28 protein-coding genes and 1 riboswitch are annotated in these 21,867 nt (G+C 36.6%); of the genes, 26 read left to right on the top strand and 2 right to left on the bottom strand.

The window, feature by feature from the left end; translation table 11 throughout:
- The 8 genes from FF105_RS11050 to FF105_RS11015 form a co-directional block, all read left to right on the top strand.
- A partial coding sequence (locus tag FF105_RS11050; protein WP_290046486.1) for an IS3 family transposase occupies positions 1 to 125 on the top strand: 125 nt, incomplete at its 5' end.
- Between the two features lie 66 nt (positions 126 to 191).
- A complete protein-coding gene (locus FF105_RS11045; RefSeq protein ID WP_336621649.1) occupies positions 192 to 1,157 on the top strand; it encodes a hypothetical protein in 966 nt (321 codons plus the stop codon).
- Positions 1,158 to 1,281: 124 nt separating this feature from the next.
- Complete coding sequence (locus FF105_RS11040; RefSeq protein WP_139968437.1) at positions 1,282 to 1,737, top strand: Fur family transcriptional regulator; 456 nt, start codon at positions 1,282 to 1,284, stop codon at positions 1,735 to 1,737.
- Between the two features lie 234 nt (positions 1,738 to 1,971).
- Positions 1,972 to 2,877, top strand: coding sequence for a metal ABC transporter solute-binding protein (locus tag FF105_RS11035; RefSeq protein WP_147651729.1), 906 nt, complete (start codon positions 1,972 to 1,974; stop codon positions 2,875 to 2,877).
- A 6-nt stretch (positions 2,878 to 2,883) separates the two neighbouring features.
- Positions 2,884 to 3,567: an ATP-binding cassette domain-containing protein gene (locus FF105_RS11030; RefSeq protein WP_010295738.1), complete on the top strand. Its 684-nt coding sequence runs from the start codon at positions 2,884 to 2,886 to the stop codon at positions 3,565 to 3,567.
- Positions 3,560 to 4,348: a metal ABC transporter permease gene (locus FF105_RS11025; protein WP_010295735.1), complete on the top strand. Its 789-nt coding sequence runs from the start codon at positions 3,560 to 3,562 to the stop codon at positions 4,346 to 4,348. Before FF105_RS11030 ends, FF105_RS11025 begins: the two co-directional genes overlap by 8 nt.
- A gap of 139 nt (positions 4,349 to 4,487) precedes the next feature.
- Positions 4,488 to 4,964, top strand: a complete 477-nt coding sequence (locus tag FF105_RS11020) for an MscL family protein (RefSeq protein ID WP_010295731.1) — start codon at positions 4,488 to 4,490, stop codon at positions 4,962 to 4,964.
- Positions 4,965 to 5,082: 118 nt separating this feature from the next.
- The gene (locus tag FF105_RS11015) at positions 5,083 to 6,078 is read left to right on the top strand and encodes an AI-2E family transporter (protein WP_139968441.1); all 996 of its coding nucleotides are present in this window, start codon (positions 5,083 to 5,085) and stop codon (positions 6,076 to 6,078) included.
- 58 nt (positions 6,079 to 6,136) lie between these two features.
- On the opposite strand, the gene FF105_RS11010 is transcribed toward FF105_RS11015, so the two are convergent.
- Positions 6,137 to 7,801: a ParB/Srx family N-terminal domain-containing protein gene (locus FF105_RS11010; protein WP_290046876.1), complete on the bottom strand. Its 1,665-nt coding sequence runs from the start codon at positions 7,799 to 7,801 to the stop codon at positions 6,137 to 6,139.
- 290 nt (positions 7,802 to 8,091) lie between these two features.
- Here FF105_RS11010 and FF105_RS11005 point away from each other — a divergent pair, with 290 nt between their 5' ends.
- Genes FF105_RS11005 through FF105_RS10985 form a run of 5 tightly spaced genes read left to right on the top strand, consistent with a single transcriptional unit; the run spans position 8,092 to position 11,060 of the window.
- Positions 8,092 to 8,520 carry a PTS sugar transporter subunit IIA gene (locus FF105_RS11005; protein WP_147651723.1) on the top strand — a complete coding sequence of 143 codons (429 nt, stop codon included), beginning with the start codon at positions 8,092 to 8,094 and terminating at the stop codon, positions 8,518 to 8,520.
- A gap of 14 nt (positions 8,521 to 8,534) precedes the next feature.
- A complete protein-coding gene (locus FF105_RS11000) occupies positions 8,535 to 9,029 on the top strand; it encodes a PTS system mannose/fructose/N-acetylgalactosamine-transporter subunit IIB (RefSeq protein WP_139968444.1) in 495 nt (164 codons plus the stop codon).
- A 24-nt stretch (positions 9,030 to 9,053) separates the two neighbouring features.
- Positions 9,054 to 9,914 carry a PTS mannose/fructose/sorbose/N-acetylgalactosamine transporter subunit IIC gene (locus FF105_RS10995; RefSeq protein WP_148423898.1) on the top strand — a complete coding sequence of 287 codons (861 nt, stop codon included), beginning with the start codon at positions 9,054 to 9,056 and terminating at the stop codon, positions 9,912 to 9,914.
- A 1-nt stretch (position 9,915) separates the two neighbouring features.
- Positions 9,916 to 10,758, top strand: a complete 843-nt coding sequence (locus tag FF105_RS10990; protein ID WP_004914067.1) for a PTS system mannose/fructose/sorbose family transporter subunit IID — start codon at positions 9,916 to 9,918, stop codon at positions 10,756 to 10,758.
- 17 nt (positions 10,759 to 10,775) lie between these two features.
- Positions 10,776 to 11,060, top strand: a complete 285-nt coding sequence (locus FF105_RS10985; protein WP_080519352.1) for a PTS sugar transporter — start codon at positions 10,776 to 10,778, stop codon at positions 11,058 to 11,060.
- 52 nt (positions 11,061 to 11,112) lie between these two features.
- Here FF105_RS10985 and FF105_RS10980 read toward each other — a convergent pair whose 3' ends face one another.
- Positions 11,113 to 11,823 carry a hypothetical protein gene (locus FF105_RS10980; protein WP_147651720.1) on the bottom strand — a complete coding sequence of 237 codons (711 nt, stop codon included), beginning with the start codon at positions 11,821 to 11,823 and terminating at the stop codon, positions 11,113 to 11,115.
- Positions 11,824 to 11,998: 175 nt separating this feature from the next.
- On the opposite strand from FF105_RS10980, the gene FF105_RS10975 reads away from it, so the two are divergent.
- The 13 genes from FF105_RS10975 to FF105_RS10915 all read left to right on the top strand — a co-directional run bounded on the left by FF105_RS10975 (position 11,999) and on the right by FF105_RS10915 (position 21,421).
- Entirely contained in the window at positions 11,999 to 12,280 is a 282-nt protein-coding gene (locus FF105_RS10975; protein ID WP_147651718.1) for a hypothetical protein, read from the top strand.
- A gap of 19 nt (positions 12,281 to 12,299) precedes the next feature.
- On the top strand, positions 12,300 to 12,683 hold the full coding sequence (locus tag FF105_RS10970) for a hypothetical protein (protein ID WP_147652056.1): 384 nt from the start codon (positions 12,300 to 12,302) through the stop codon (positions 12,681 to 12,683).
- An 86-nt stretch (positions 12,684 to 12,769) separates the two neighbouring features.
- On the top strand, positions 12,770 to 13,447 hold the full coding sequence (locus FF105_RS10965) for a response regulator transcription factor (protein WP_168441497.1): 678 nt from the start codon (positions 12,770 to 12,772) through the stop codon (positions 13,445 to 13,447).
- On the top strand, positions 13,437 to 14,522 hold the full coding sequence (locus FF105_RS10960) for a HAMP domain-containing sensor histidine kinase (RefSeq protein WP_147651714.1): 1,086 nt from the start codon (positions 13,437 to 13,439) through the stop codon (positions 14,520 to 14,522). The genes FF105_RS10965 and FF105_RS10960 overlap by 11 nt, the downstream gene beginning before the upstream one ends.
- 140 nt (positions 14,523 to 14,662) lie before the next feature.
- Complete coding sequence (locus tag FF105_RS10955) at positions 14,663 to 15,529, top strand: ABC transporter ATP-binding protein (RefSeq protein ID WP_290046875.1); 867 nt, start codon at positions 14,663 to 14,665, stop codon at positions 15,527 to 15,529.
- Between the two features lies 1 nt (position 15,530).
- On the top strand, positions 15,531 to 16,397 hold the full coding sequence (locus FF105_RS10950) for an ABC transporter permease (protein ID WP_147651710.1): 867 nt from the start codon (positions 15,531 to 15,533) through the stop codon (positions 16,395 to 16,397).
- On the top strand, positions 16,398 to 16,874 hold the full coding sequence (locus tag FF105_RS10945; protein ID WP_147651708.1) for a LytTR family DNA-binding domain-containing protein: 477 nt from the start codon (positions 16,398 to 16,400) through the stop codon (positions 16,872 to 16,874).
- Between the two features lie 10 nt (positions 16,875 to 16,884).
- Complete coding sequence (locus FF105_RS10940; RefSeq protein ID WP_147651707.1) at positions 16,885 to 17,292, top strand: DUF3021 domain-containing protein; 408 nt, start codon at positions 16,885 to 16,887, stop codon at positions 17,290 to 17,292.
- A gap of 182 nt (positions 17,293 to 17,474) precedes the next feature.
- Positions 17,475 to 17,777 carry a DUF2316 family protein gene (locus FF105_RS10935; RefSeq protein WP_147651705.1) on the top strand — a complete coding sequence of 101 codons (303 nt, stop codon included), beginning with the start codon at positions 17,475 to 17,477 and terminating at the stop codon, positions 17,775 to 17,777.
- 22 nt (positions 17,778 to 17,799) lie between these two features.
- Positions 17,800 to 19,227, top strand: a complete 1,428-nt coding sequence (locus FF105_RS10930; RefSeq protein ID WP_147651703.1) for a cryptochrome/photolyase family protein — start codon at positions 17,800 to 17,802, stop codon at positions 19,225 to 19,227.
- 128 nt (positions 19,228 to 19,355) lie between these two features.
- Positions 19,356 to 19,444, top strand: a riboswitch (TPP riboswitch).
- Positions 19,445 to 19,548: 104 nt separating this feature from the next.
- Complete coding sequence (locus FF105_RS10925; protein ID WP_147651701.1) at positions 19,549 to 20,247, top strand: hypothetical protein; 699 nt, start codon at positions 19,549 to 19,551, stop codon at positions 20,245 to 20,247.
- Between the two features lie 120 nt (positions 20,248 to 20,367).
- A complete protein-coding gene (locus tag FF105_RS10920) occupies positions 20,368 to 20,862 on the top strand; it encodes an NUDIX domain-containing protein (protein WP_147651700.1) in 495 nt (164 codons plus the stop codon).
- A 37-nt stretch (positions 20,863 to 20,899) separates the two neighbouring features.
- Positions 20,900 to 21,421, top strand: coding sequence for a 2'-5' RNA ligase family protein (locus FF105_RS10915; RefSeq protein WP_147651697.1), 522 nt, complete (start codon positions 20,900 to 20,902; stop codon positions 21,419 to 21,421).
- Positions 21,422 to 21,867 lie beyond the last annotated feature (446 nt).

Below are 21,867 nucleotides of genomic sequence, written 5' to 3'. Positions count from 1 at the left end.
TTCATGATTTCAAAGTGGTCGTTGATGACTTTATCAATTATTACAACAATCACCGTATCAAACAAAAACTCAATGGTCTGTCGCCGGTTCAATATCGACAACTCACCACTGAGTCCGCTAGTTAATTAATTCTATTTTGTCCAACTATTGGGGTCCACTTCACAGCCATATACATGCATGCTGTTTTTATTTTGGTATTTCCTATGATTTTGGTACCATATTCGGATGTTGTTGTCATGCCTTTGGTTTCTGGATTAATCTTGACATATGTCATAGCACAAAAGTCTAATTTTAGATTAGTGTGGCGTTTATTTTCCGCTTTAGGTAATGGTGGCTTTTTAACAGCAATTTATTTTATAAAGCCTTCGGCTATTGTGCCTATCATAGCTATTGTTTCCGTTGAATTTTTGTATCTATTTAGAAATTCAGTGGGGAGTGTTATTAAATGGCAAAAAATTAAAGGTATTTTGATAACATTATTGCTATTTGTGGGTGCCATTACGAGTTATGCTTATGTTAATCATCAAATAGTGTCACAACAAGTGATTGAAATTACACCACATCGTACTGTGCCAGCGATTCATTTTATTAATATGGGTGTCAGCGGTGATGGGGGATATAATGAGAAGGATGCATTAGAAATGGGGAAGCAACCATCACAAAAAGCTATGGTGGACTACTCAAAAAAACATTTGATTGCGAGATTGAAAAAAAGAGGCCTTTTTGGTTATTTGAAGTTCCTTGTTCATAAGCAAAATAAAAATTCGGCGGATGGCACTTTTGCATGGTTGATTGAGGGACATTTTATGAGTGTGAAACCCGCAGGAAAGGGACTAACGCGACTGTTTGAGGACTTTGTTTATCCTGAGGGAAAATATTTATCTGATTTCCGATATATTGCTCAAGTTGTCTGGATTGTGCTGCTATTGATAATTGCATTGGGCTGGCGTAGCAAAAATAAATTGACTCAAATATTAAGACTGTCTATTGTTGGGTTATTCATGTATCTCTTGATATTTGAAGGCGGCCGGTCCCGTTATTTAATTCAAGGTCTACCAGTTTTTTGGTTAATGGCTTCACTAGTGTTACCTGATACTATGACTATGCTTCGGTCCAAATTAAAATGGTTACAAAAAGAAGATCTCACGCAAAAATAGAAATATTAAATATAATTCGGCTAAGTATCAAGCTAAACAATTGGACTATTTTCATTTTTTGAAGCATAATAGCATATGTAATCAATAAGTGACATCATGGCATGTCAACAGAGGTTTAAAATACATGACTGATAACATCGTACAATATGATAAGGGTTTGGCAATACTAGAAAAGAGTGAATTGCGGACAACGAAGCAACGCAAAGATTTGTTAAAATTTTTGTCTGATTTTGAAAATAGTTATGTGTCAGTGACAGAAGTTGATGAATATATGCAAAGCATTTATCCAAATGTCAGTCACACGACAACTTACCGCAATATAAAAGAATTCACAGATCTTGGTATTATTGAACAACGTTCTGAAGATGGTCAGCTAAGAGTCAAGTTTCAATGTGACTTTGTGTCACCACGTCATGGTCACTTTTTCTGTCAAAATTGTCATCGTGTAATTAAAATAGATTCAAGTTTATCACCGCAATTACAGTCACAATTAAAGCAATTTTTGGTATTAAATGTTAAACTAGAAATCTTTGGATTATGTGATATTTGTCAACAAGAACGTGAAAAAAATAATCAATAAAACTGCAGCTGCAAAAAAAGCTGCAGTTTTTTAGGTAAAAAATAAAAAGTAATGATTACTTTCTATTGACTTAAACAGTAATGATTACTATAATTATAGTCATGTTAATATTTTTGAGTAATCAATTGTTTGTCCGGAAAATGATTTTTAATTGAAATTAGTGACATATTCGTGTTCCGCTATAATGGAATTTTTTGTAGACAATAGAATATTTTGAAAGATGGGTAAAAAATAATGAAACGACGTGTTAGCATTGGCGCAATTATTGTTGCCATTTTGGCAGTAATCCTTGTCATTGTGTGGGGTCAACAGGCAAAACAAACCAAAAGTAGTTACAAAGATGACAAAATAAAAGTGGTTTCCTCAGTGGATTTTTATGGTGAAGCTGCTAAAGCAGTCCTAGGTAAATATGGTTCTGTCACATCAGTTATTACTAATCCAAACGTTGATCCACATGATTATGAACCAAGTGCCAAAGTTGCCAAAGAAGTTGCTAATGCTGATTTTGTTGTTTATAACGGTATTGGTTATGATTCATGGATGACAAAGTTAGCAAAAAATGACAAAATCACTTCCGTTCGTGTTGGTGAAGATGTCTTAGGCAAGAAAGATGGCGATAATCCACACTTATGGTATCAAAGTCAAACAATGTCTAAATTAGTGACTTACTTATCAAATAAGTTTGCCAAAATTGACCCAAAGCATGAGGCACAATTTAAAGCAAATGCCAAAAAGTATATTGCGTCGCTCAAACCAATCACAACAAAAATTGATGCGTTAAAAGCAAATTCTGATAATAAAAAAGTTGATGTGAGTGAACCTGTCTTTGATTACGCGCTTTCAGAACTTGGGTATACTGAAAATAATACGCATTTTGCTAAGTCAGTCGAAGATGGTACAGATCCATCACCAAAAGATATTAAAGCGATGCAAGATGACATCAAAAATCATCGAATTGCCTTTTTTGTCCAAAACACACAAGCAAGTGACAAGACGGTTACAGAATTAGTCAAGTTGGCAAAACAATATTCTGTTCCGGTGCTAAAAGTAACTGAGACAATGCCTAAGGGCAAAACTTATAGTCAATGGATGTTAGCGCAATATCAGCAATTGGAAGACATTCAAAAGTCAGAAAAATAAATCAAAATGGTTGAAAAAATCTTAAGTGTTAAAAATTTAGATGTTAGTGTGCCCAATAAAATTCTGATTAAATCATTGTCTTTTGAGGTGTTCACTGGTCAAATATTGTGTGTGACCGGGGATAACGGTGTCGGAAAAACGACCTTGTTAAATACTTTGCTAGCAGAATCAAAAAAGAGTCAGAATACTTCGAAGCATATTGATTTTAGTGTTCCGTTTAATGCCATTCAAGTTATTCCACAATTTAGAGATATTGATGACGATTATCCGCTTAGTGTTGAAAATTTTATGACACTTAACTTAACTCAGCGACTAAAACCTTGGCTATCAAACTCTGAAAAAGCATTACGTGTTAAAGTTGCCAAGTGGACTAATTTAAACCAAATTTTAAAACAACCAATGGGCAAAACATCTGGAGGAGAGAAGCAACGGGCTTATCTGGCTCAAGCTTTGATGGCAGAACCCCAGTTATTGATTTTAGATGAAAGCACCTCAAACTTAGACCGTGATTCGCGCATTGAGTTGTTGCGTTTAATTAAAGAGATAAGTCTTAGTGAAAGTATAGCAGTGATTTTTATTACGCACGATCCAGAGCTTGTTGCCATGTGTGCAGATGTTGAATTGCATATTCAAAATCAAGCGGGTGTGGTCAGAAATGATAGCTTAAAGAAAGGGGATTGCAATGTTTGAGTACGCTTTCATGCAATATGCTTTTATAGCAAGCTTCTTTATCAGCCTGATTTGTGCTGTGATGGGTGTATTCGTTGTTGCGCGTAAAACGGCTTTTTACACGCATACCTTATCTGAAATTAGTTTCTCTGGTGCCAGTTTCGCCATATTTGCTGGACTTTCACCGATAACTGGTATGCTAATTTTTACGATAACAAGTTCGATTTTTGTTTCCTTAGCCGGGCGTAAAATGAGTCAACGTGAATCTTCAGTTAGTGTCTTTTCGGCAATTTTTATAGGACTAGGTGTTTTATTTCTATCATTGTCTAATAAGCAATCAAGCTATGCGACGAGCATTTTATTTGGCAGTATTGTTGGTATTAGTCGTGATAATTTAAATGAGTTGTTAATATTAATTGCGATTATAGGCGTTATTTCAGTTTTGCTATTTCGTAAGTTGAAATACATTACTTTTGATCCAGCCGGGTCGGCTTATAATTCAAAATATGCGGTTTGGATTTCCCTCATTTTTTTGATTTTAGTTGCTTGTACGGTCAGTGTTACGGCGCAAATTGTTGGTTCGCTGTTAATCTTTTCGTTATTAACAATTCCAGCTTCATCAGCCAAGTTTTTAACAACATCTGTGCACAGTATGATTGGTTTATCTTTTGTTTTTGCACTGTTTGGCACATGGATGGGACTGTATTTAAGTTACATTACCAACTGGCCAGTTAGCTTTTTCATTACCATTATTGAGGGGCTGATCTACGGTGTTAGTTTGATGATTGCCAAGATGTCCTAAAATCGCAGATAATTACGATTAGAAACGTTACGAGAGTAATGTTTTTTGTTGATTAAGACAGTTGAAAAAAGCAAGATATCATGGAATAATATCAGTTAGTAATTAAAAAATGTTAACTCAAAACGTTTAAGGGGATGTCATGGGTAAAATTAAAATCAAAATTAAAGATAATCTAGCTACGGAACAGGCAGACCAATTTCGAAAGTTTATTACATCACCCGCCATTATTCAATTATCAATTGGTGTTATCGTCGGTGGCAGCTTGACAGATTTAATTAAGAGTATCATTAGTCTCGCTTCGAATATTTTTTATTTTTGCTCAATTGTGTTGGTGTCAAAGCACCACACGTCTGATATTTACTTAGTCTTGAATCCTTTGCGTTCAGTGTTCGAAAACGTTTTGACATTATGTGCTATCGCTGCATGTGTATTTTTCTTTGTTAAATTGGTGAACAAGTTCTTAGTGAAGGAGGCTTCAGAGGCATTTGGCTACAATGCGCAACTGGAAGAAACTAAGCAATTACTAAAAGCACAAGAGGCGACAAACGAGTTGTTACGACAATCGTTGCACATGCAATCGGAGATGTTAAAAAATCAGCAGGAAGGACGGGAATAAAATTACTAAAAGGAAGTGTGCAATAACATTGTATCGAATCGGTAAAAATTTAAAAAACAGTTATAAAACAGCAATATTTCATATATAATAGATTCATATATATTAATTGGGGGATTTCATGGATTTATTAACATCACTAAAAAAGCGACCGCTGTATCGGTACTTTGTACTCTTTGTCATCATTTTGTTGATTGCGTGTCTGAAACAGTTTATGACATTACTCTTGCTGACGATAATTTTTGCTTATCTGGCAATGAACGCTGGAAAGCGCGTTTCTCATTTTCTCAAGCTGTCACGGTCTTTATCAATCGCGCTGGTGTACGTTATCTTTATTGGGGTGATAGTGTTTGCCATTGATCGCGGTGCTAACACTGTCATTCATCAGTTTGATAGTATGGTGAAGTTGGCAACTAATCTTAACTGGCATTCGAATTCGTTTTTAGAAACAATATATAAGAATTTTCATCAATATATTGCTTCAGTGAATACTAGTCAATTGATTTCACAGGGATTGACGCAGCTGAATCAAGTTGGTCATGTCTTATATGAATTAATTTTAGCCTTACTATTTAGTTTTATTTTTAGTATGACATATCCGCAACTACGGTTATGGTCAATGAATTTTTTGCACAGTCCTTATAAAAAATTCTTTGGTGAGTTTTATATTATTGTTCATCGTTTTATCATCATATTGGGAAAATTGTTTGAAGTACAATTGATGATTTGTTTGATTAACACAGCTATTATGATGGTTGTATTGGCTTTTTTGCAATTTCCATACTTGTTAGGCTTTACCGTCATGATTTTCATTCTGGGTCTGATACCAGTGTTTGGTGTCATTATTTCTCTAATTCCATTGACCATAACTGCTTTTATTATCGGTGATTGGAATACCGTCATTATTATTTTGGTTGCGATTGCTTTCATTCACTTTTTTGAATCATATTTCTTGCATCCGCATTTCATGTCGCATCGTACTCACATGCCCATTTTAGTCATACTATTAAACTTAATCATTATGGAAAAAATGTTTGGTGTTTGGGGACTAGTGATTGGTCTACCAATTTTGACGTTCTTGCTTGATTTCTTCAGAATTCAGAAATTTAATAATTAATTCTGTATTACATTTTATATACAAAAAAAGAGTAAATTATTTTACTCTTTTTTTGTGGTTATGAAAATAATTTAAAGCGTTTATAGGTAAGACCAATACCAGCAAATAGTACCAAGCCCAACATGACGCGATTGATGATATTTGGTTGATTCACCATTGTTTTTGGTAATTTAAGGTGTTGCTTATGATTATGTTTTTGTGAATCAATTTTTGAAGAAGTGGACGTTTTGATCTTTTCGTTTGTTGTTGAAGAAGTAGTTGTTGACGTATTATCTGACGATACAGGCGTCAGTGCATCGATTTTTGATTGTAGTGACTCAACTTTGGTATTTAACTCATTTTGTGTACCATTGTTTTTAATCAAGCCTTGTATTTCTGCGATTGTATCCTTGATGTTTTGATAATTGGTTGCATCATATTTTGTGGCTGTCAAATTGTTGAATCGGCTAACTTGTTTTTCAAATTGTGTTGTATCTAATGTTTCAGTTGTTGGTACTTTAACTAAGCTGCTCAATGCTTGCTCAATTTGTGATGTTAAACTATCTAAATCTGTTTGTGAGCCGTTGTTAGATACAAGTTCATTGGCGCTTGCTATTAATTCGCTTACCTTTTGATAACTATCATTTGTGTAATCTGCCGCTGTTAGCGCTTTGAAAGTGGCAACTTGTTTTGTCAGTTGTTCTGTATTGAGATCAAATAATGTTGTATTTGAAGTAGCTAATGCCGGTGTATTGGTTAAAAAAGTAAGGGCATCGGTTAATTTTTGGCGTTGTGCCGCTATTTTTGTGTCGTCAAAAGTTGATTGAATGCCAAGCATTGATGGTGTCACGCCATATGGTATGGTGAGCACTTTGTTGAATAGCGCAGTGTAGGTGGTGTCACCATTAATTAATTTTTGTAAAATAGCATTTCCTTTGTCAAAAGCGGTGAGATAATCATTTTGTGATTCAAACGACAAACCCTTAAATTCGCAAGTGCTGGTCAAAAAGATGCCTAAATAAAATTCAGCAAAGTTCGCGGTGACGTTATCTTTGTCAATAGCACTTTTCCGCCAAAAATAGGCAAGGCTTCGAAATGGGTCGTTAACAAATTCATTAGCATACATATGCGTTGGCAGTCGATCAAGGCTAAATGACTGATACTCACCAGTTTTGACATTGAATGCTAGGGGCAGTACTTGATTCTTGGCGATTAACGTTTTGTAAAAATCTGTCATGGAAAGCGAGCTGTAGTCATCAATTACTTCAACATTAATCGTATCAAAACCTAAATTATACTGTTGTTTGATGAATTCGTATGTTGTTGAACCATGATGACCATCAGTTGCGTACAAAACACCACCCGGTCCTTTAATCACTGGCACTTTGGCTGCACTGTCGCTGGTTAGTTGAGCATCTGGCATGGCCGATTGTATACTATTAGTTTTATAGAGCGTTTTGTCTGTCTGTGAAACACCGTCCAGTGAATAAAGACCATTGGTATAGCCATTATCATCATTAAAATCGTTGTAATAGTCTTTAGTTAAGGCACCATTTTCAACGTAAGTTGATATTTTCGAAGCAATTTGTGCTTTACCAACTGCTGCTTGAGTAGGGTGAATGGTAGAAATAGGCACATTATATTCTGTTTTACTATCCGCGCTAACATTGACGACACCAAAAGCAACTGCTGCTGCTATACCAGCAACGGTTGCTGAAATTTGTGAAAAACGGGGTTTGATCATAATCTTCCTCTGAAATATTTATTATTAAGATAATGGTAAACTACTGAATTAAAAACTCTGCAAAGGAAAGGTAAAGATGTTGTATGTGAGAAAGAAAAAAAATCAAAAGTGGTCTAGTAACAGGATTGTATTATTTAAAATGATAACTTTTGTAATTTTGTATTGTATTTTTTAGTGTTCAAGAGTAAAATATTATTTAGGTTATGGAAGCGCTTACATTTAACCCTGTAAAAAATGATATGATGTCGAAACATGATTTCATTTTGTTCATGAAAGTTAGGAGAAAGAGAATGAATTATCTCATTTTGGTGAGTCATGGTCGATTTTCGGAGGGCTTGAAAGATGCTCTTGGTATGTTTATTGGCGATGAAATAAAAACGGTGAAGGCAGTGGGGATGCATTCTGGTGAAGACACGGCAAAATTTGAAGAGCGGTTTAAAGCACTTTTATCAGAATTGGAGCCTGACGCGAATTTGATCGTACTTGGCGATATTATTGGCGGGAGTCCTTTAACAACTGCAATCAACATTATTCACCAAAGTGGTCAATTATCGAAGACAACGATTCTTGGCGGCATGAATTTCCCGATGGCGTTAAATGCAGCCATTTTAAAAGACAGCCTTGATCCAGATAATTTAACAAAAGCTGTCTTAACTGAAGCTACAACCGCTGTCAAAAAGTTTGAGTTATCAGCAGATGATGACGATGATGAAATTTGAAAGGAAGAACAATTATGAGTATTTCATTTGTAAGAATTGATGACCGCATTATTCATGGTCAAACAGTAACACGTTGGGCTAAAGAATATCCTTGTGATGGTTTGATTGCCGTTAACGACGCCGCAGCAAATAACCCAGTCTTGAAGGATGCCTTCAAGAGTGCCTCTGAAAAGAAAACGTTTGTTTGGACATTGGCACATTTTAAGGAGAAAGCCCAGCAAGTGCTTGACTCAGACCGCCGATATTTCTTGATTACAAAAACACCTCAAGATATGAAGACGATTTTGGTGGACTTTGGTTTTGTACCAAGTAACGTTGATAAGGTAATTGTTGGACCAGCTAACGACAGACCTGACGCTGTTAAACTAGGAAATAATCAGTCAATCACGCCCGCTGAAGCTAAGGCACTTGATGCCATTCAGACACAAGGTTATCAAGTCAAATTCCAGCTTTTGCCCGATGTGTCAATCGGTTACTGGAACGATTTTAAAGGGAAATTCAATTTGTAAACTAACATCAAAGGAGTTAGGAATATGACAATTAGTTGGATACAAGCAAGTATTCTGGGCATTTTCGCTAGTTTATCGTCAATGCCTGGTATGGCTGGCTCAACTATCGGTAACTATACATTAGGTCGTCCTTTAGTAGGTGGTCTAGTCTGTGGACTTGTCTTAGGTGACTTAAAAACTGGTATCGCAGCAGGTGTGGCGATGCAGTTGGTATATATCGCTTTGGTGACACCTGGTGGTACGGTGTCTGCTGACTTGCGAGCGGTCTCGTATATTGGTATTCCACTGGCAATGGTGGCAATTCACTCGCAAGGTTTGGCGGCTACTTCGACAAATGCGGCTGATTTAGCCAAGTCGATGGGTACATTGGTTGGAACTGTTGGAACTGTTTTGTTCTACGGTACAGCAACAATGAACTTGGTTTGGCAGCATATTGGTTGGCGAGCGGTTGAAAAAGGTGATTTCAAAAAACTTTATGCGGTTGATTGGGGTTATCCTTGGATTTCTCACTTTATCTTTTCATTCATTCCAACACTGTTGATGACACACTTTGGATCAAGTGCCGTTACTGCGCTTAAAACAGCACTGCCAATGGACGGCATTCCAATGAAAACGTTATTCACAGTTGGTGCGCTACTACCCTGTGTGGGAATTGCAATCTTGTTAAAGCAAATTGTTGATAGTCCGCTTGATTTTATTCCATTCTTTGTTGGATTTACTTTTGCTGCTTCATTGCATTTGAACTTAGTCTCAGTCACAGTCGTTTCGTTGATTTTCGCAATGATCTTCTACAAGTTGGATATGGCTATCAGTACTAATCGACAAGCTGTTCCGTCAGGAACAACGACGACCGTCGATGATGATGAGGAAGACGAGGATATTTAAAATGGATAACACAGAAAAAAAGACAATTTCTCGTAAGACATTAAATAAGTCATTCCATCACTGGTTTTACGGTCATCTCACGGTGTTTTCACAGGAGCATATGCAAACCTTTGGTTATTTGACTTCAATGTTACCAATTGTTGAAGAATTGTACGATAACAAAGAAGATCAAGAAAAAGCGATGAAGACCTATACAGCGTTCTTCAATACAGAACCACAGTTGGGTACAGTGATTGTTGGTGTGACAGCAAGTTTGGAAGAAGCACGTGCCAACCATGGTAACGTGGATGATACAACAATTAACGGACTTCGTGCCGGATTGATGGGACCAATTGCTGGTATTGGTGATTCGTTGGTGGTCGGCACACTGATTCCGGTTATTCTAGGTATTGCTTTGGGGATGTCTGATGGCGGATCGCCATTGGGTGCCATCTTCTATATTATTGTTTGGAACTTGCTTGGATACTTTGGTATGCGTTTTGCCTACTTTAAGGGATATGAATTAGGTGATAAGGCTGTTGGTATTTTAGTTGGTGCGCAAGGAAAAGCTATTCGACGTGCAATCGCTACTGTTGGTGGTATGGTCGTTGGTGGCGTTGCCGCGACTTGGGTTACAGTCAAAACCTCATTTAAATTAACAAATTCATCCGGAAAGGCCTATCTTGTTCTTCAGGATAAGTTGGACTCTGTTTATCCTGGTTTGTTGACGGCGCTGTTTATTGTGGCGTGCTGGTGGTTAATGGCTAAAAAGAATATCTCACCCATCAAGGTGATGTTGATTTTGGTAGTCGTTGCTTTGATTGGTGTACTCCTTGGATTCTTCAACCCAGGACTAAGTTATTAATAAAAGAAAGGCGTTTCATGAAGATGAGCACACAAGATTATAATGAAAACTATCAAAAAGAAGTGTCTTACCAAAAGACAATGCTCAAGAATCTATCTCGCTGGCAGTCATTCTTTTCAATGTTAGTTGGGATAAGTATTTTGATGATGTACTTCTTTGTCAAGCATAACTGGTGGTTGTTTGGCACTGGTGTTGTTCTTGGTATTTTGAATGTTGTGGCTGTCTTCACAGTTGGTTACGCTATCTACCGCGGCAAACAAAATTTGGCCAAGGTCATACAGTATTACGGTCATCAAAAGTAAGAAATAAAAATGGTTGTCCTTGTGATGGGACAACCATTTTTTTTGACTGACATCACAATTTGTGACTACTTTCTGATCGAATTTTTAAATGCGCTTTTAAGCTAATACTTAACCCTAATAAAACCAACATACAACCAATTACAGCACCAAATAATCCAGTTGAGGATGAGGCTTGGGGAGATTTTTCGTAAGCTAATAAAGCGTATTGTGTCATCACAATGGCTACTAAACCATCAGCGAAATTAAGCGATTTTAAAAAAGTGATAATTGGACTATGGAAATGGCGTGCCCGTATCCAACCAGCAATTGAAGTGCCAATTTTAACAAACCCAATCAGTGCAATCAGTAAAACAATGCTCTGATTGTAATGTTGTGGCTGTCCTCTGTAATACATATAAGCGGATAAAACAACCAATACTGCACCTAATAGTGCATAAAAAAATCCGCCCTCACGCAGGTATTTCGTTTCGATGATTTTTCGCTGTGTTAATGACAGTGCCGACATTCTAACCTGTTGATATCGCCATAAAAAATAACTTCTAATCGCTAATAAAAGCACATAGTAGCCACCGAAAATCATAAACCAGAGTGACCAAAATAATAGTCCTACCACAATTTTCAATAAGGCAAATAAAAAATTGGTGATTGTACTGGCGGCATTATACAGGACGATACGATCTGCTTTCTCGATGATGTGGCGTCTTAAATTGTGCCTATCAATCAGCTTGTTGAAATAGTTTTTAATATTGTTAATTAGTGTCATCGTATTTTTAAATTTGAAAAAAGGTTGTGCTCGATTAAAATTCAATTTTTATTGTATCAAATTTAAGTTCTTAAAAATGTCTAAATCGCAAGATTAACACAACGGCAACAATTGGTTAGTATTTCATAAACAATTACGTATGATAATAAAGTCATTAAAACAAAGGAGAAAAATCATGACAATCTTATTCAATATTTTAATTGGCATTTTGGCAGGAGGTGCTGTTGGTTATCTCGGCAACAAAATCAAAAATTCTGGTTCAAAAATGGCAGAGTGGTTAACAATCATTGTTGGCATTATACTTGGTGGGCTTGGCGCTGTGTCAGCCGACCAGTTGATAAATTATGGGCCAACTTTACTTGATAGTCAATTCGTTCCGGCAATTGTTGGTGGCTTAGTACTAAGTTTTGTCGGTGTTTATGCCGGAAAAAAGTGGTTCCATTTGAGCGCGCAATAGGAAAGTTTGGTTAATTGTGATGAAGAAAAAAGATTTTGTAACAATGTTGACGGGAACCATTAGTGGTTTTTTCTTTTCAATAGGCATGTGCATGGTATTACTGCCTGAATGGCACTTGATGGTGCCGGGAATTTTTCTGATTGCGATTGGTGGTATTGGTGCCATTGTTGCGTTACTCATTAGGAGAAAAATGTCAGGATTGTCGCTATGGCAGTGGAATACACGTATTGTTTTAAACAGCGTATTTGGAATCGTAGGATTTTTGGCATTCAGTTTAGGAATGGTGATGTCGATGGTGTGGCATTTGATGTTATTTGGCATAATTCTTGGATTGATTGGTATTATTATGTTGGTGACGTTGATTCCACTAATTAAGGGATTTGAAGATGATGCCGATCGTTAATACCTTGTTGATTAATCAGTAAATTCAGCGGATGACGGTCAATATTGCTATAATATGTATAATAAAAATGATGAGGTAACAGACCAATGATTTCAATATTAGTAGTGGAAGATGATCAGGATTTGAATCAAACCGTTTGTTCTGTACTCAAGCGACACGGGTACAGCGTTAGCGGGGCATCGAGCGCGAATGAGGCGTTTTCATTGATGTTTGATAACAAATTTGACCTTGTCATCTCAGATATCATGATGCCGAAGGTTGATGGCTTTGAGTTGGCAGAAACCATTCGACAACTTGATCATAATATGCCAATTATGTTTATGACCGCTCGTGGTGATTTAGAGTCAAAACAAATTGGCTTTCGTATTGGTATAGATGATTATATGGTGAAACCAATCGATTTTGATGAAATTCTCTTGCGTGTTGGCGCTTTATTACGACGTGCCAAAATTGAAGCCAACAAACGATTAACAATTGGCAAATTTGTGATGGATGCTGATGAACATGTCGCTTACAATGGGAACGAATCCATTGCATTCACAATGAGAGAATTTGAACTGGTTTTTAAATTATTATCTTTTCCGAAAAAGACCTTTACTCGTGGTCAATTGATGGATGACTTTTGGGGTATCGATACAAATACCAGTACTAGAACAGTTGATGTGTATATGACAAAAATTCGAGATAAGCTGGCTGACGTCAATGATTTTGAGATTGTAACTGTGAGAGGGCTTGGTTATAAGGCGGTACCCAATGAATCATGATGGTAAAACCGTAAATCGTAGTATTTTTGGAATAGGTAATTATCTAGTTTACTTTTTATCAAGTTCGCTTGTTGTGACAGTTACGATTTTAATTATTTATGTCCCCAAAGGGGATGAAACAGCACAAATGATTCGACCTCGTGCAATTATAGCATTGGTAATTATCATTGCTATGGCACTATTATTGACTGTTATTAACGGGCTTTGGCGACGATATACAATTGGCCGACCGGTGAAAAAAATTTTGGCTGCCACACAAAAAGTGACTGAAGGTGATTACAATGTTCAAATTCAACCATCACATGGTTTTGACAGTATTAACGAACTGGATGTTATTATCACCAATTTTAACATTATGACAAAGGCGTTGGGTAGTGTTGAGACATTACAAACTGATTTTATTGCTAGTGTTTCTCATGAAATTAAAACACCACTTGCTATTATTCAAAACTACGCGACAATGATTCAAGACAGTTCCTTACCGGTTACTGAGCGTGAACGCTACGCCACTCGAATTGCTGATGCGACAAGTCGATTAAGTGGGCTGATTACGAACATACTGGCGTTGAACAAAGTAGACAATCAAGAGATCACAACCAAAAAAGATACCTATTTGTTAAATGAACAAATTGCTGAGGTTTTGGTCAATCACGAAACACTTTGGTCGGAAAAAAATATTGATCTTCAAATTGATGCTGAAGACGTTTATATCACTGGAGACAAGGAATTGTTGGCTTTAGCATGGAATAATTTAGTGAGCAATGCAATTAAATTTAATCATACCAATGGTAAAATTACCGTGGTGGTTAAGTCTATTTCTGACAAGGAAATTCTAGTATCTATCGCAGATAGCGGTATCGGCCTAACTGAGGAACAAAGACAACATATTTTCGATAAATTTTATCAAGCAGATACGGCCAGATCCGTACAAGGAAATGGCCTGGGATTGGCCCTAGTTAAACGTGTTATTGATATCGTTGGTGGTCAAATTGTTGTAACCTCACAACACAATGTTGGCACACAATTCGAAATTAAATTACCAGCCAATCATCCCATTTGGATGAAATCATTATAATTAATTGTTTACTATGATCAGTCTTACGCCTTATGAGTAAGGCTTTTTTTACCGCTTACCAATCTAATTCAACCGGTTAGCAGAAATTGAAGCAATAAAAAAGTATCCTTTGCTATACTCGTTTTTGAGGAGGTTAAGTCATGATATTGAAAACAATTAACTTAACACAAAAATATGGCGATCATACAGCTGTTGATGGTATCAATATGGATATTGAGAAAGGTAGCTTAACAGCTGTGTTGGGACCAAATGGTGCTGGGAAATCAACCACAATGCGTATGTTGACCGGCATTCGAAAGCCTAGCTCGGGTGACATTATTTATGCCCCAAATACAACGATTGGTGTTGTTTTTCAGAGCAGCGTGCTTGATAATCAGTTGACAGTAAAAGAAAATTTGATGATTAGAGCCAAACAGTATCGTCAAGTTGGATTGAAGCAGGTTGAGATTTTAATTCACGATTTGGGATTGACTCAGTTTTCAGGTCAATTATACGGAACTCTGTCAGGCGGTCAAAAAAGACGTGTGGATATTGCCCGAGCATTGTTAAACAATCCAGACATTTTGTTCTTAGATGAGCCGACAACCGGTCTTGACATTCAGACAAGGCTAGCGATTTGGCAATTACTGCATGACTTGCAGCAGAGTCGTCAGTTGACAATTGTTTTAACAACGCATTATTTGGATGAAGCAGATTATGCGCAACAGGTCTATGTCGTTGATCATGGACAAATCATCACTAGCGGCTCAGCTAATCAAATTAAGCAACGCTATGCAAGTAATCAATTGACACTATTTACTCCTGACGCAAGAAGTTTGAGCGAAAAATTGCCAGACAATATTGGTAGCCAGGTTATAAATGAGCATGAGATACTTATCAAAACAGGAAATGCCACAGAGGCAATTTCGCTAATCACACAACATCAGTCAATTTTAACCAATTTTGAATATCGTTTAGGTACGATGGATGATGCGTTTGTGGCACTAACTGGAAAGGAGATGCGTTAATATGTTGGCTATGGTAAAACGTAACATGATGTTGTATTTTAGAAATCGTAGCGGGGTAATTTTTTCACTTCTTGGTGCACTGATTTCCTTTGTTCTGTACCTAGTCTTTCTAAAAAAAGGTATTTCATCTAATTGGGTGGGCATCAGTCATAAAAATCAATTGTTAGATACATGGTTGATAAGCGGAACACTTGCCATTACTGGTATTACCACAACTTTGACGGCACTATCACAGATGGTCAAAGATAAAGAACAACATGTGCTAGAAGACTTATCTTTAACTGATGCTGGACCAATGTCAATCCGGTTTGGCTACTTGCTAAGTGCAACGTTGATTGGGATCATAATGCAGCTAATTATGCTAGTATTGATGGGACTATATTTCAATGTAACTGATAAAATGTCATTTCAAATGTCACAAGTTGTACCAACATTGGGTATAATGGTTTTAAGTGCGATATTGGCAACATTGGTTAATTCTATCTTAGTTAATCGATTAAAATCAGTTGACAGTTTTGGAAGACTTACCACTATCATTGGTACTGCGTCAGGATTTTTAGTTGGTACTTATATTCCAATTGGATCACTGCCAACTTTTGCCCAAACAATTATGAAAGTGACCCCGGGTTCTTATATTGCCTCGCTGTATCGACAAGTATTGATGAATGATACGATTAAAGATACATTTCAACAAGAGAGTGCTGTCCGATATTTTAATCGTCTCATGGGCGTTCAAATAAAATGGTCCTCACTGTTGAGTTTGACAGAAACCTATAACCTTGTGGTGGCACTGATTGTTATTACGTTCATAATTGTTTTGGTGCCAAGTTTTATTGCACAAAAACAAAGGCAAAAATTACTTAATTAAATGAACGAGGTTGAGACAAGTATGAAAGTTGTCTTTCAAATCAGTACAGAAGTTTCTGGTGAGCAGCCAACGGTAATCGTCCAGGCAAAAGAAAATAGTATAGAAACGCAACATTTGATGGCATATATTCGTCAATATCAGTCGGAGACTGTTAGTCTTGTAACGGTCAAGGTGGAAGAAGAGATAGTTGTTTTAAAAGTGGAAACGATTATTTTGCTTGATGTTGTTGAAGATGAATTATTAATTTATACAACAGAGCGACTTGTATGTACTAAAGAAAGATTGATTCATTTTTTTCAAAGAATCAAAAATAAACACTTTGTTCAAATATCCAAGCATGCTGCAATCAATGTCAATCATTTGCAAAGTCTATCGGAGAGTTTTGCAGGCAATATGACGGCACATTTAACTCAGGATAATCAATCAGTGGTTAGCCGTCGATATGTGAAAGACTTGATTGCTCGTTTGTCGGTTTGAGGAGATAGAAATGATCAAAGAAATTTTACGTCACGTGATTCATGGGTTTGGTTATGGGTCGTTCATTTACATGATTTGTATTATCTTTTTTTCTGAGCAAACACATGTTGACGCGACTAATACGCTGACTGTGTTAGTGATGAGCGGGTTAATTGGTATTTTATCAATGATTTTTGATGTTGAACGATTTTCATATTTAGTAGCACTCATACTACATTTTATAGGTACGCTAATGATAACCTTAGGTGCTGCGTCGTTGACTTTGGGGTTACACGAAGTTCTGTATGCACCCACCTTTTGGTTTAGTTTTTTGACAATCTATATTGCGGTGTGGGTCTTTATCAAAATTAATTTACGTCTTAAGGTTGAACGCGTTAACGAATCCATTGTTAAATTTCATAAACGTTCAGATCAGTAATTAGAAAAACGCCAAATATTGGCGTTTTTTTTTGTTTTTTAGGCTATTGTAATCAAATTTCTTTACGTCTAAGTGTGAAAGCCTTATACTCGTTGTATTACATTATTCATAAATGTGGTGGCTTCAAAATCAACTATACCTGCATAACATTATGATCTGAATAATGAAAGGAGAGAAGTGAGATGTCTTTAAATTCTACGGAACGTTTCAATACCAGTAATGAACTCAAGAAAAATCTTAAAATGAGTCACTTGGCAATTGAGGATGTAGCAAACGCTTTAAACACTTCTGTTGAAAAAATCAATCAGATCTTAGAACTGGATCACGTTGCGCCCGAAGATCCTTGGATTTTGAAAGAATATTTATCGGATCAATTACGCCAACAAGGACTAATGGATTATCCGTATTCAAAATTAGTAGGTGACTTCCGTAATTATTGGTTTTTGAGCACCAGAAAGATATACAAACGACAATTGTCAAAATAATATAAGTTGGGGGAGAATTTTTGTGACTAAGACAAGCGTGATGTGGTTTAGAAGAGATTTAAGATTAGCAGATAATACGGCATTATCGGCTGCAGTCGCTAATAGTGATCATCTTGCTTTAGTGTTTATTATTGACCCAGAGCAAATCGCATCTAATGGCAGTGTCAATCAAAGTGCTTTTTTTGCTAGTGTGTCTCATTTTAAATCAGTTTTAAAAGCCAAAAATATCAGTTTGCATATTTTATCAGGAAATGTCACAACTGTGTTTATAGCATTAAAAAAAGAGCTGCCGGATTGGCAAGATTTGTATTTTAATTTTGACGAACGAGGTTATGGTAGAAAACGAGATCAAGCAATTGCAACATATTGTCGTGATGAGTTGCAGGTAACGCCGCATCCTTTTTTAGATTTCACATTGCACAGCGCGTTTGATATTAAAAAGCAAGATGGTACTGGGTATAAAGTATTCACACCTTACTTTAAGCAATGGATACAACGACCTAAAAAATCAGCAAATTATGATCTAAAGCATTCGGAAGTTGTCAAGAAACAACGGGAACTGTCGTGTAATGAGGCAACAGCTGAGCTTAAAAAGCTAATCCGTCCATGTGACAGTTATGCTTACGAAAACCAAATTGGAGAGTCGGTTGCCAAACAAGTTTTGATCAACTTTGTGTCACATAAACTCGCTGACTATGACAAAAATCGTGATATACCAAGCCTCGATGCTACCAGCCATTTATCGCGATATTTAAGGACCGGTGAAATTTCAATTCGGACAGTTTTTGATGCTGTCAGTCAGGAACCAGAAAGTGACGGTCGTACGACCTTCATCAAAGAGCTTTGTTGGCGTGATTATTACAATATGATTTATGCCATGTATCCAGATCAGCAAGAAAAAGCGATTAAGACTTCATTTCAAAATGTTGTTTGGCAAAATAATGAGAATCATTTTAAAGCATGGCAGTCAGGGCGCACCGGTTTTCCAATTGTCGATGCAGCCATGCGTCAGCTAAATGAAACGGGTTGGATGCACAACCGATTGAGAATGGTTGTTGCTTCTTTTTTAACCAAAGATCTATTAATTGATTGGCGATGGGGTGAAAAGTATTTTCAACAAAAATTAGTTGATTATGATCCTGCTAGTAACATTGGTGGTTGGCAGTGGGCTGCTTCGACAGGTACAGATAGTGTGCCATATTTTAGAGTATTTAATCCGGCAATACAGTCAGAAAAATTTGATCCTGATGGCACGTTTATCACGCAATATGTTCCGGAATTGAAATCTATCAAAAGCAAAAAAATACATCAGCCTAATCAGTTAACTGATGCGGAACAAAAAGCTTATGGTGTGAAATTAAATGATGATTACCCTCAGCCAATTGTGGATCATAAAGCTGCGCGATTAAGAGCGATTGCGGTGTATGAACAAAGTAAAGATTATTTTTAAAAGGGTTTTGTGAAAAGAATCCAATAACTTGGCTTAGTGGGCACAGTTTCGCCTTTATCAGATGAATCGATTGCATAGTTCTTAAAATTTATTACTTCATTAATCAATACGTGTGCTATAATTTTTATGTAAGATATCTGGGGTGCCTTGAGCTGAGATCATACCCATTGAACCTGAAGCAGTTAAGACTGACGCAGGAAGATATTATAGTAGCCACATCAATATCATGATGTTGTATTTAGCGATGCTTTTTGGCGACCCCAGCTCAATTTTAGTGAGCTGGGGTTTTTAGATATTTTATAAAAAAGAATGGAGAATATCATGAAATTTAGTCAATTAGCACACGAAAAGTCAGCTTCACTTTGGCTGTCAAGCAAGAATCACCCCTTTATTAAGGGAATTGAAGACGGGACGTTACCTTTGTCTGCCTTTAAGGCATATTTGATACAGGATAATTACTACGTCAAAAATTATTTAGCAATTTATGATAAGATTTTGGCGACAAGTCAAGACGCACAAGTTATTAGTGCTTTAAAATCAGGCATTCAGGCAATTACAGCTTATGATGTTGACCAGCAAAATGGGATATATCAAGGTCTTAATATGACTAATGACGAGATTCAACAGGCTGAAATTTTACCAACAACTTATCACTATACTTGCCACATGCACCATGCCTTTGATAGTTATGGGGAAGTTCATGCATTAGCAGCATTGTTACCATGTCCATGGTTATATTTAGAAATTTTCCAAGAAATGTTAGCAAGAAAAGATTACTTAAAAGGCACGCAACAAATTTATATTGACTTTGTTAATTCCTACGCTGATGAGACATTTCAAGGGTACGTTCATAAGATGATTCAATTATTAGATGACTTAGTGACTAAACATCAAGATGAACTTGATATGGATTTGTTGTTGCAACAATTTATGTATAGTAGTGCAGAAGAATTACGTTTCTGGCAAATGACATTATTGCCAGAAAAGTGGGACAGTTACAGTACTGCGCAATCCAAATAAAGCGAAATTTGACCCAGATTTTATGTGACCACTAAGTATTATTATTTTTATAATTAAAACGTCGTAGTGCTATAATGAAAAGTGATTTGTTGCACAAAATTTTGATTAAGGGGTTACATCATGAATAAGAATTATATTGCGCGAATGCGAGAGAAAGTTGGCCATGAGGGCATGATTTTTGTTTCTGCTTTTGGTGTTTTATGGAATGACGCTCACGATGCTATTTTGTTGGAAAAACGTTGGGATTCAGATGCTGGCTGGGGATTTCCTGGCGGATATCTTGAATATGGCGATTCTCCAATGCGAGCGGTTGTACGGGAATTTAAAGAAGAAACGAATATTGACGTTAGCGTAACCAGAGTCTTGGGTATCGCCACAAATGTGACGGACAAAAATTCTTGGGGTGATGCACAAGAAACGATTGGCATGGGTTTTGAAGTTAAACAAGTTGGTGGATTTTTGCAAAAAGATGGGACGGAAACGTTAGACTTACAATTTGTACCCATTCATCCGGAACCGACAATGTTTGTGCCTCAAGCGCAAAAAACTTTGCATCGGATTATCACTGAAAATGAAGTTAGCGATCGACCATGGCTACGCGAAAATGGTGATTAATCTGTTTATTTGATGTGCAATATTAAAAGGAGTAGCAATGAAATTTCGTTCTGTTTTGATTTTTCCAAACTTTAATTCAGTTGATCAAGCAACCATTCAGTCGATTCGACAAAACAATGATAGCCTATATACACATATTCGACCTCATGTATCGCTTGTGTTTCCTTTCAAAAGTAATGCGTCGGATACGATTATTTGTGATGCGGTGCAATCTGTTGTGAAACAGATCGAGTCGTTCACTTTAACACTTAACCATGTGGAGGGTGACACAGATAATGGCTACGTCTGGTTATCCGTTGCGCAAGGTGCAGACATAATCAAAATGATACACGACAAGCTTTATGAACTGGATAATTTTAAGCCTTTTTATCGTCGTGATATACCGTATCAACCGCACGTTACAATAGGACAATCCTTACATCCCAATGAAGCGCGTCAACTAGTTAAGACACTAAATGAATCACAATGGCATATAACCGCTAAAATCGAATGTGTTGCTATTGAAAACATTCTTGCTAATGATGACTCTGAAATTTTGGCTTCATTTGAATTGGTGTGAATCATAGCTTGATTAATTAAATAAGATTATTTAATAATGACCAAATGACATGTCAGACAGAAGATCTGCGCAATGTCATTGGTCTTTTTTGTATGTCAACATGTGTCATATTTTCAATTTAAAGACGGCAATACAAAAATATTACTCTATCGATACTGATTTAAGCATGAATCAAAAAATAACAGCGTTATGATTTTGATATTAAGAAGGGAAGACAAAAGAATGAAAATGAAAAAAAGTGTTTTGATTGTTGCTATTGCATCAGTTTCTGCAGTAACAATCGGATACAGTGCGGTAATCAATGCCCATGCCAGCAACAATAAAACTTACTAACATTAAAGGTGAAGATTAATCTCGACGGAGATAGTCTTCACCTATTTTTGTTTTATTCTAAAATAGGTTGTGAAGCATAGGTCGTAAGGCTTTTTGGCACTAGATGTCGTAAA

It is taken from the genome of Leuconostoc sp. UCMA20149 (genome assembly GCF_030400235.1).
GTDB lineage: Bacteria > Bacillota > Bacilli > Lactobacillales > Lactobacillaceae > Leuconostoc > Leuconostoc pseudomesenteroides.
The sequence above is the reverse complement of the archived record's forward strand: the minus strand, read 5'-3'. Positions and strand labels throughout refer to the sequence as shown.

Coding starts and splice junctions, on each gene's coding strand:
- FF105_RS10950 (WP_147651710.1), top strand. CDS start 15,531: ATGTTGGCTATGGTAAAACGTAACATGATGTTGTATTTTAGAAATCGT.
- FF105_RS10915 (WP_147651697.1), top strand. CDS start 20,900: ATGAAATTTCGTTCTGTTTTGATTTTTCCAAACTTTAATTCAGTTGAT.
- FF105_RS10960 (WP_147651714.1), top strand. CDS start 13,437: ATGAATCATGATGGTAAAACCGTAAATCGTAGTATTTTTGGAATAGGT.
- FF105_RS10925 (WP_147651701.1), top strand. CDS start 19,549: ATGAAATTTAGTCAATTAGCACACGAAAAGTCAGCTTCACTTTGGCTG.
- FF105_RS11035 (WP_147651729.1), top strand. CDS start 1,972: ATGAAACGACGTGTTAGCATTGGCGCAATTATTGTTGCCATTTTGGCA.
- FF105_RS10920 (WP_147651700.1), top strand. CDS start 20,368: ATGAATAAGAATTATATTGCGCGAATGCGAGAGAAAGTTGGCCATGAG.
- FF105_RS10980 (WP_147651720.1), bottom strand. CDS start 11,823: ATGACACTAATTAACAATATTAAAAACTATTTCAACAAGCTGATTGAT.
- FF105_RS10985 (WP_080519352.1), top strand. CDS start 10,776: ATGAAGATGAGCACACAAGATTATAATGAAAACTATCAAAAAGAAGTG.
- FF105_RS11040 (WP_139968437.1), top strand. CDS start 1,282: ATGACTGATAACATCGTACAATATGATAAGGGTTTGGCAATACTAGAA.
- FF105_RS10935 (WP_147651705.1), top strand. CDS start 17,475: ATGTCTTTAAATTCTACGGAACGTTTCAATACCAGTAATGAACTCAAG.
- FF105_RS10940 (WP_147651707.1), top strand. CDS start 16,885: ATGATCAAAGAAATTTTACGTCACGTGATTCATGGGTTTGGTTATGGG.
- FF105_RS11005 (WP_147651723.1), top strand. CDS start 8,092: ATGAATTATCTCATTTTGGTGAGTCATGGTCGATTTTCGGAGGGCTTG.
- FF105_RS10965 (WP_168441497.1), top strand. CDS start 12,770: ATGATTTCAATATTAGTAGTGGAAGATGATCAGGATTTGAATCAAACC.
- FF105_RS11000 (WP_139968444.1), top strand. CDS start 8,535: ATGAGTATTTCATTTGTAAGAATTGATGACCGCATTATTCATGGTCAA.
- FF105_RS10990 (WP_004914067.1), top strand. CDS start 9,916: ATGGATAACACAGAAAAAAAGACAATTTCTCGTAAGACATTAAATAAG.
- FF105_RS10995 (WP_148423898.1), top strand. CDS start 9,054: ATGACAATTAGTTGGATACAAGCAAGTATTCTGGGCATTTTCGCTAGT.
- FF105_RS11010 (WP_290046876.1), bottom strand. CDS start 7,801: ATGATCAAACCCCGTTTTTCACAAATTTCAGCAACCGTTGCTGGTATA.
- FF105_RS11015 (WP_139968441.1), top strand. CDS start 5,083: ATGGATTTATTAACATCACTAAAAAAGCGACCGCTGTATCGGTACTTT.
- FF105_RS10945 (WP_147651708.1), top strand. CDS start 16,398: ATGAACGAGGTTGAGACAAGTATGAAAGTTGTCTTTCAAATCAGTACA.
- FF105_RS11030 (WP_010295738.1), top strand. CDS start 2,884: ATGGTTGAAAAAATCTTAAGTGTTAAAAATTTAGATGTTAGTGTGCCC.
- FF105_RS11025 (WP_010295735.1), top strand. CDS start 3,560: ATGTTTGAGTACGCTTTCATGCAATATGCTTTTATAGCAAGCTTCTTT.
- FF105_RS10970 (WP_147652056.1), top strand. CDS start 12,300: ATGAAGAAAAAAGATTTTGTAACAATGTTGACGGGAACCATTAGTGGT.
- FF105_RS11020 (WP_010295731.1), top strand. CDS start 4,488: ATGGGTAAAATTAAAATCAAAATTAAAGATAATCTAGCTACGGAACAG.
- FF105_RS10975 (WP_147651718.1), top strand. CDS start 11,999: ATGACAATCTTATTCAATATTTTAATTGGCATTTTGGCAGGAGGTGCT.
- FF105_RS10955 (WP_290046875.1), top strand. CDS start 14,663: ATGATATTGAAAACAATTAACTTAACACAAAAATATGGCGATCATACA.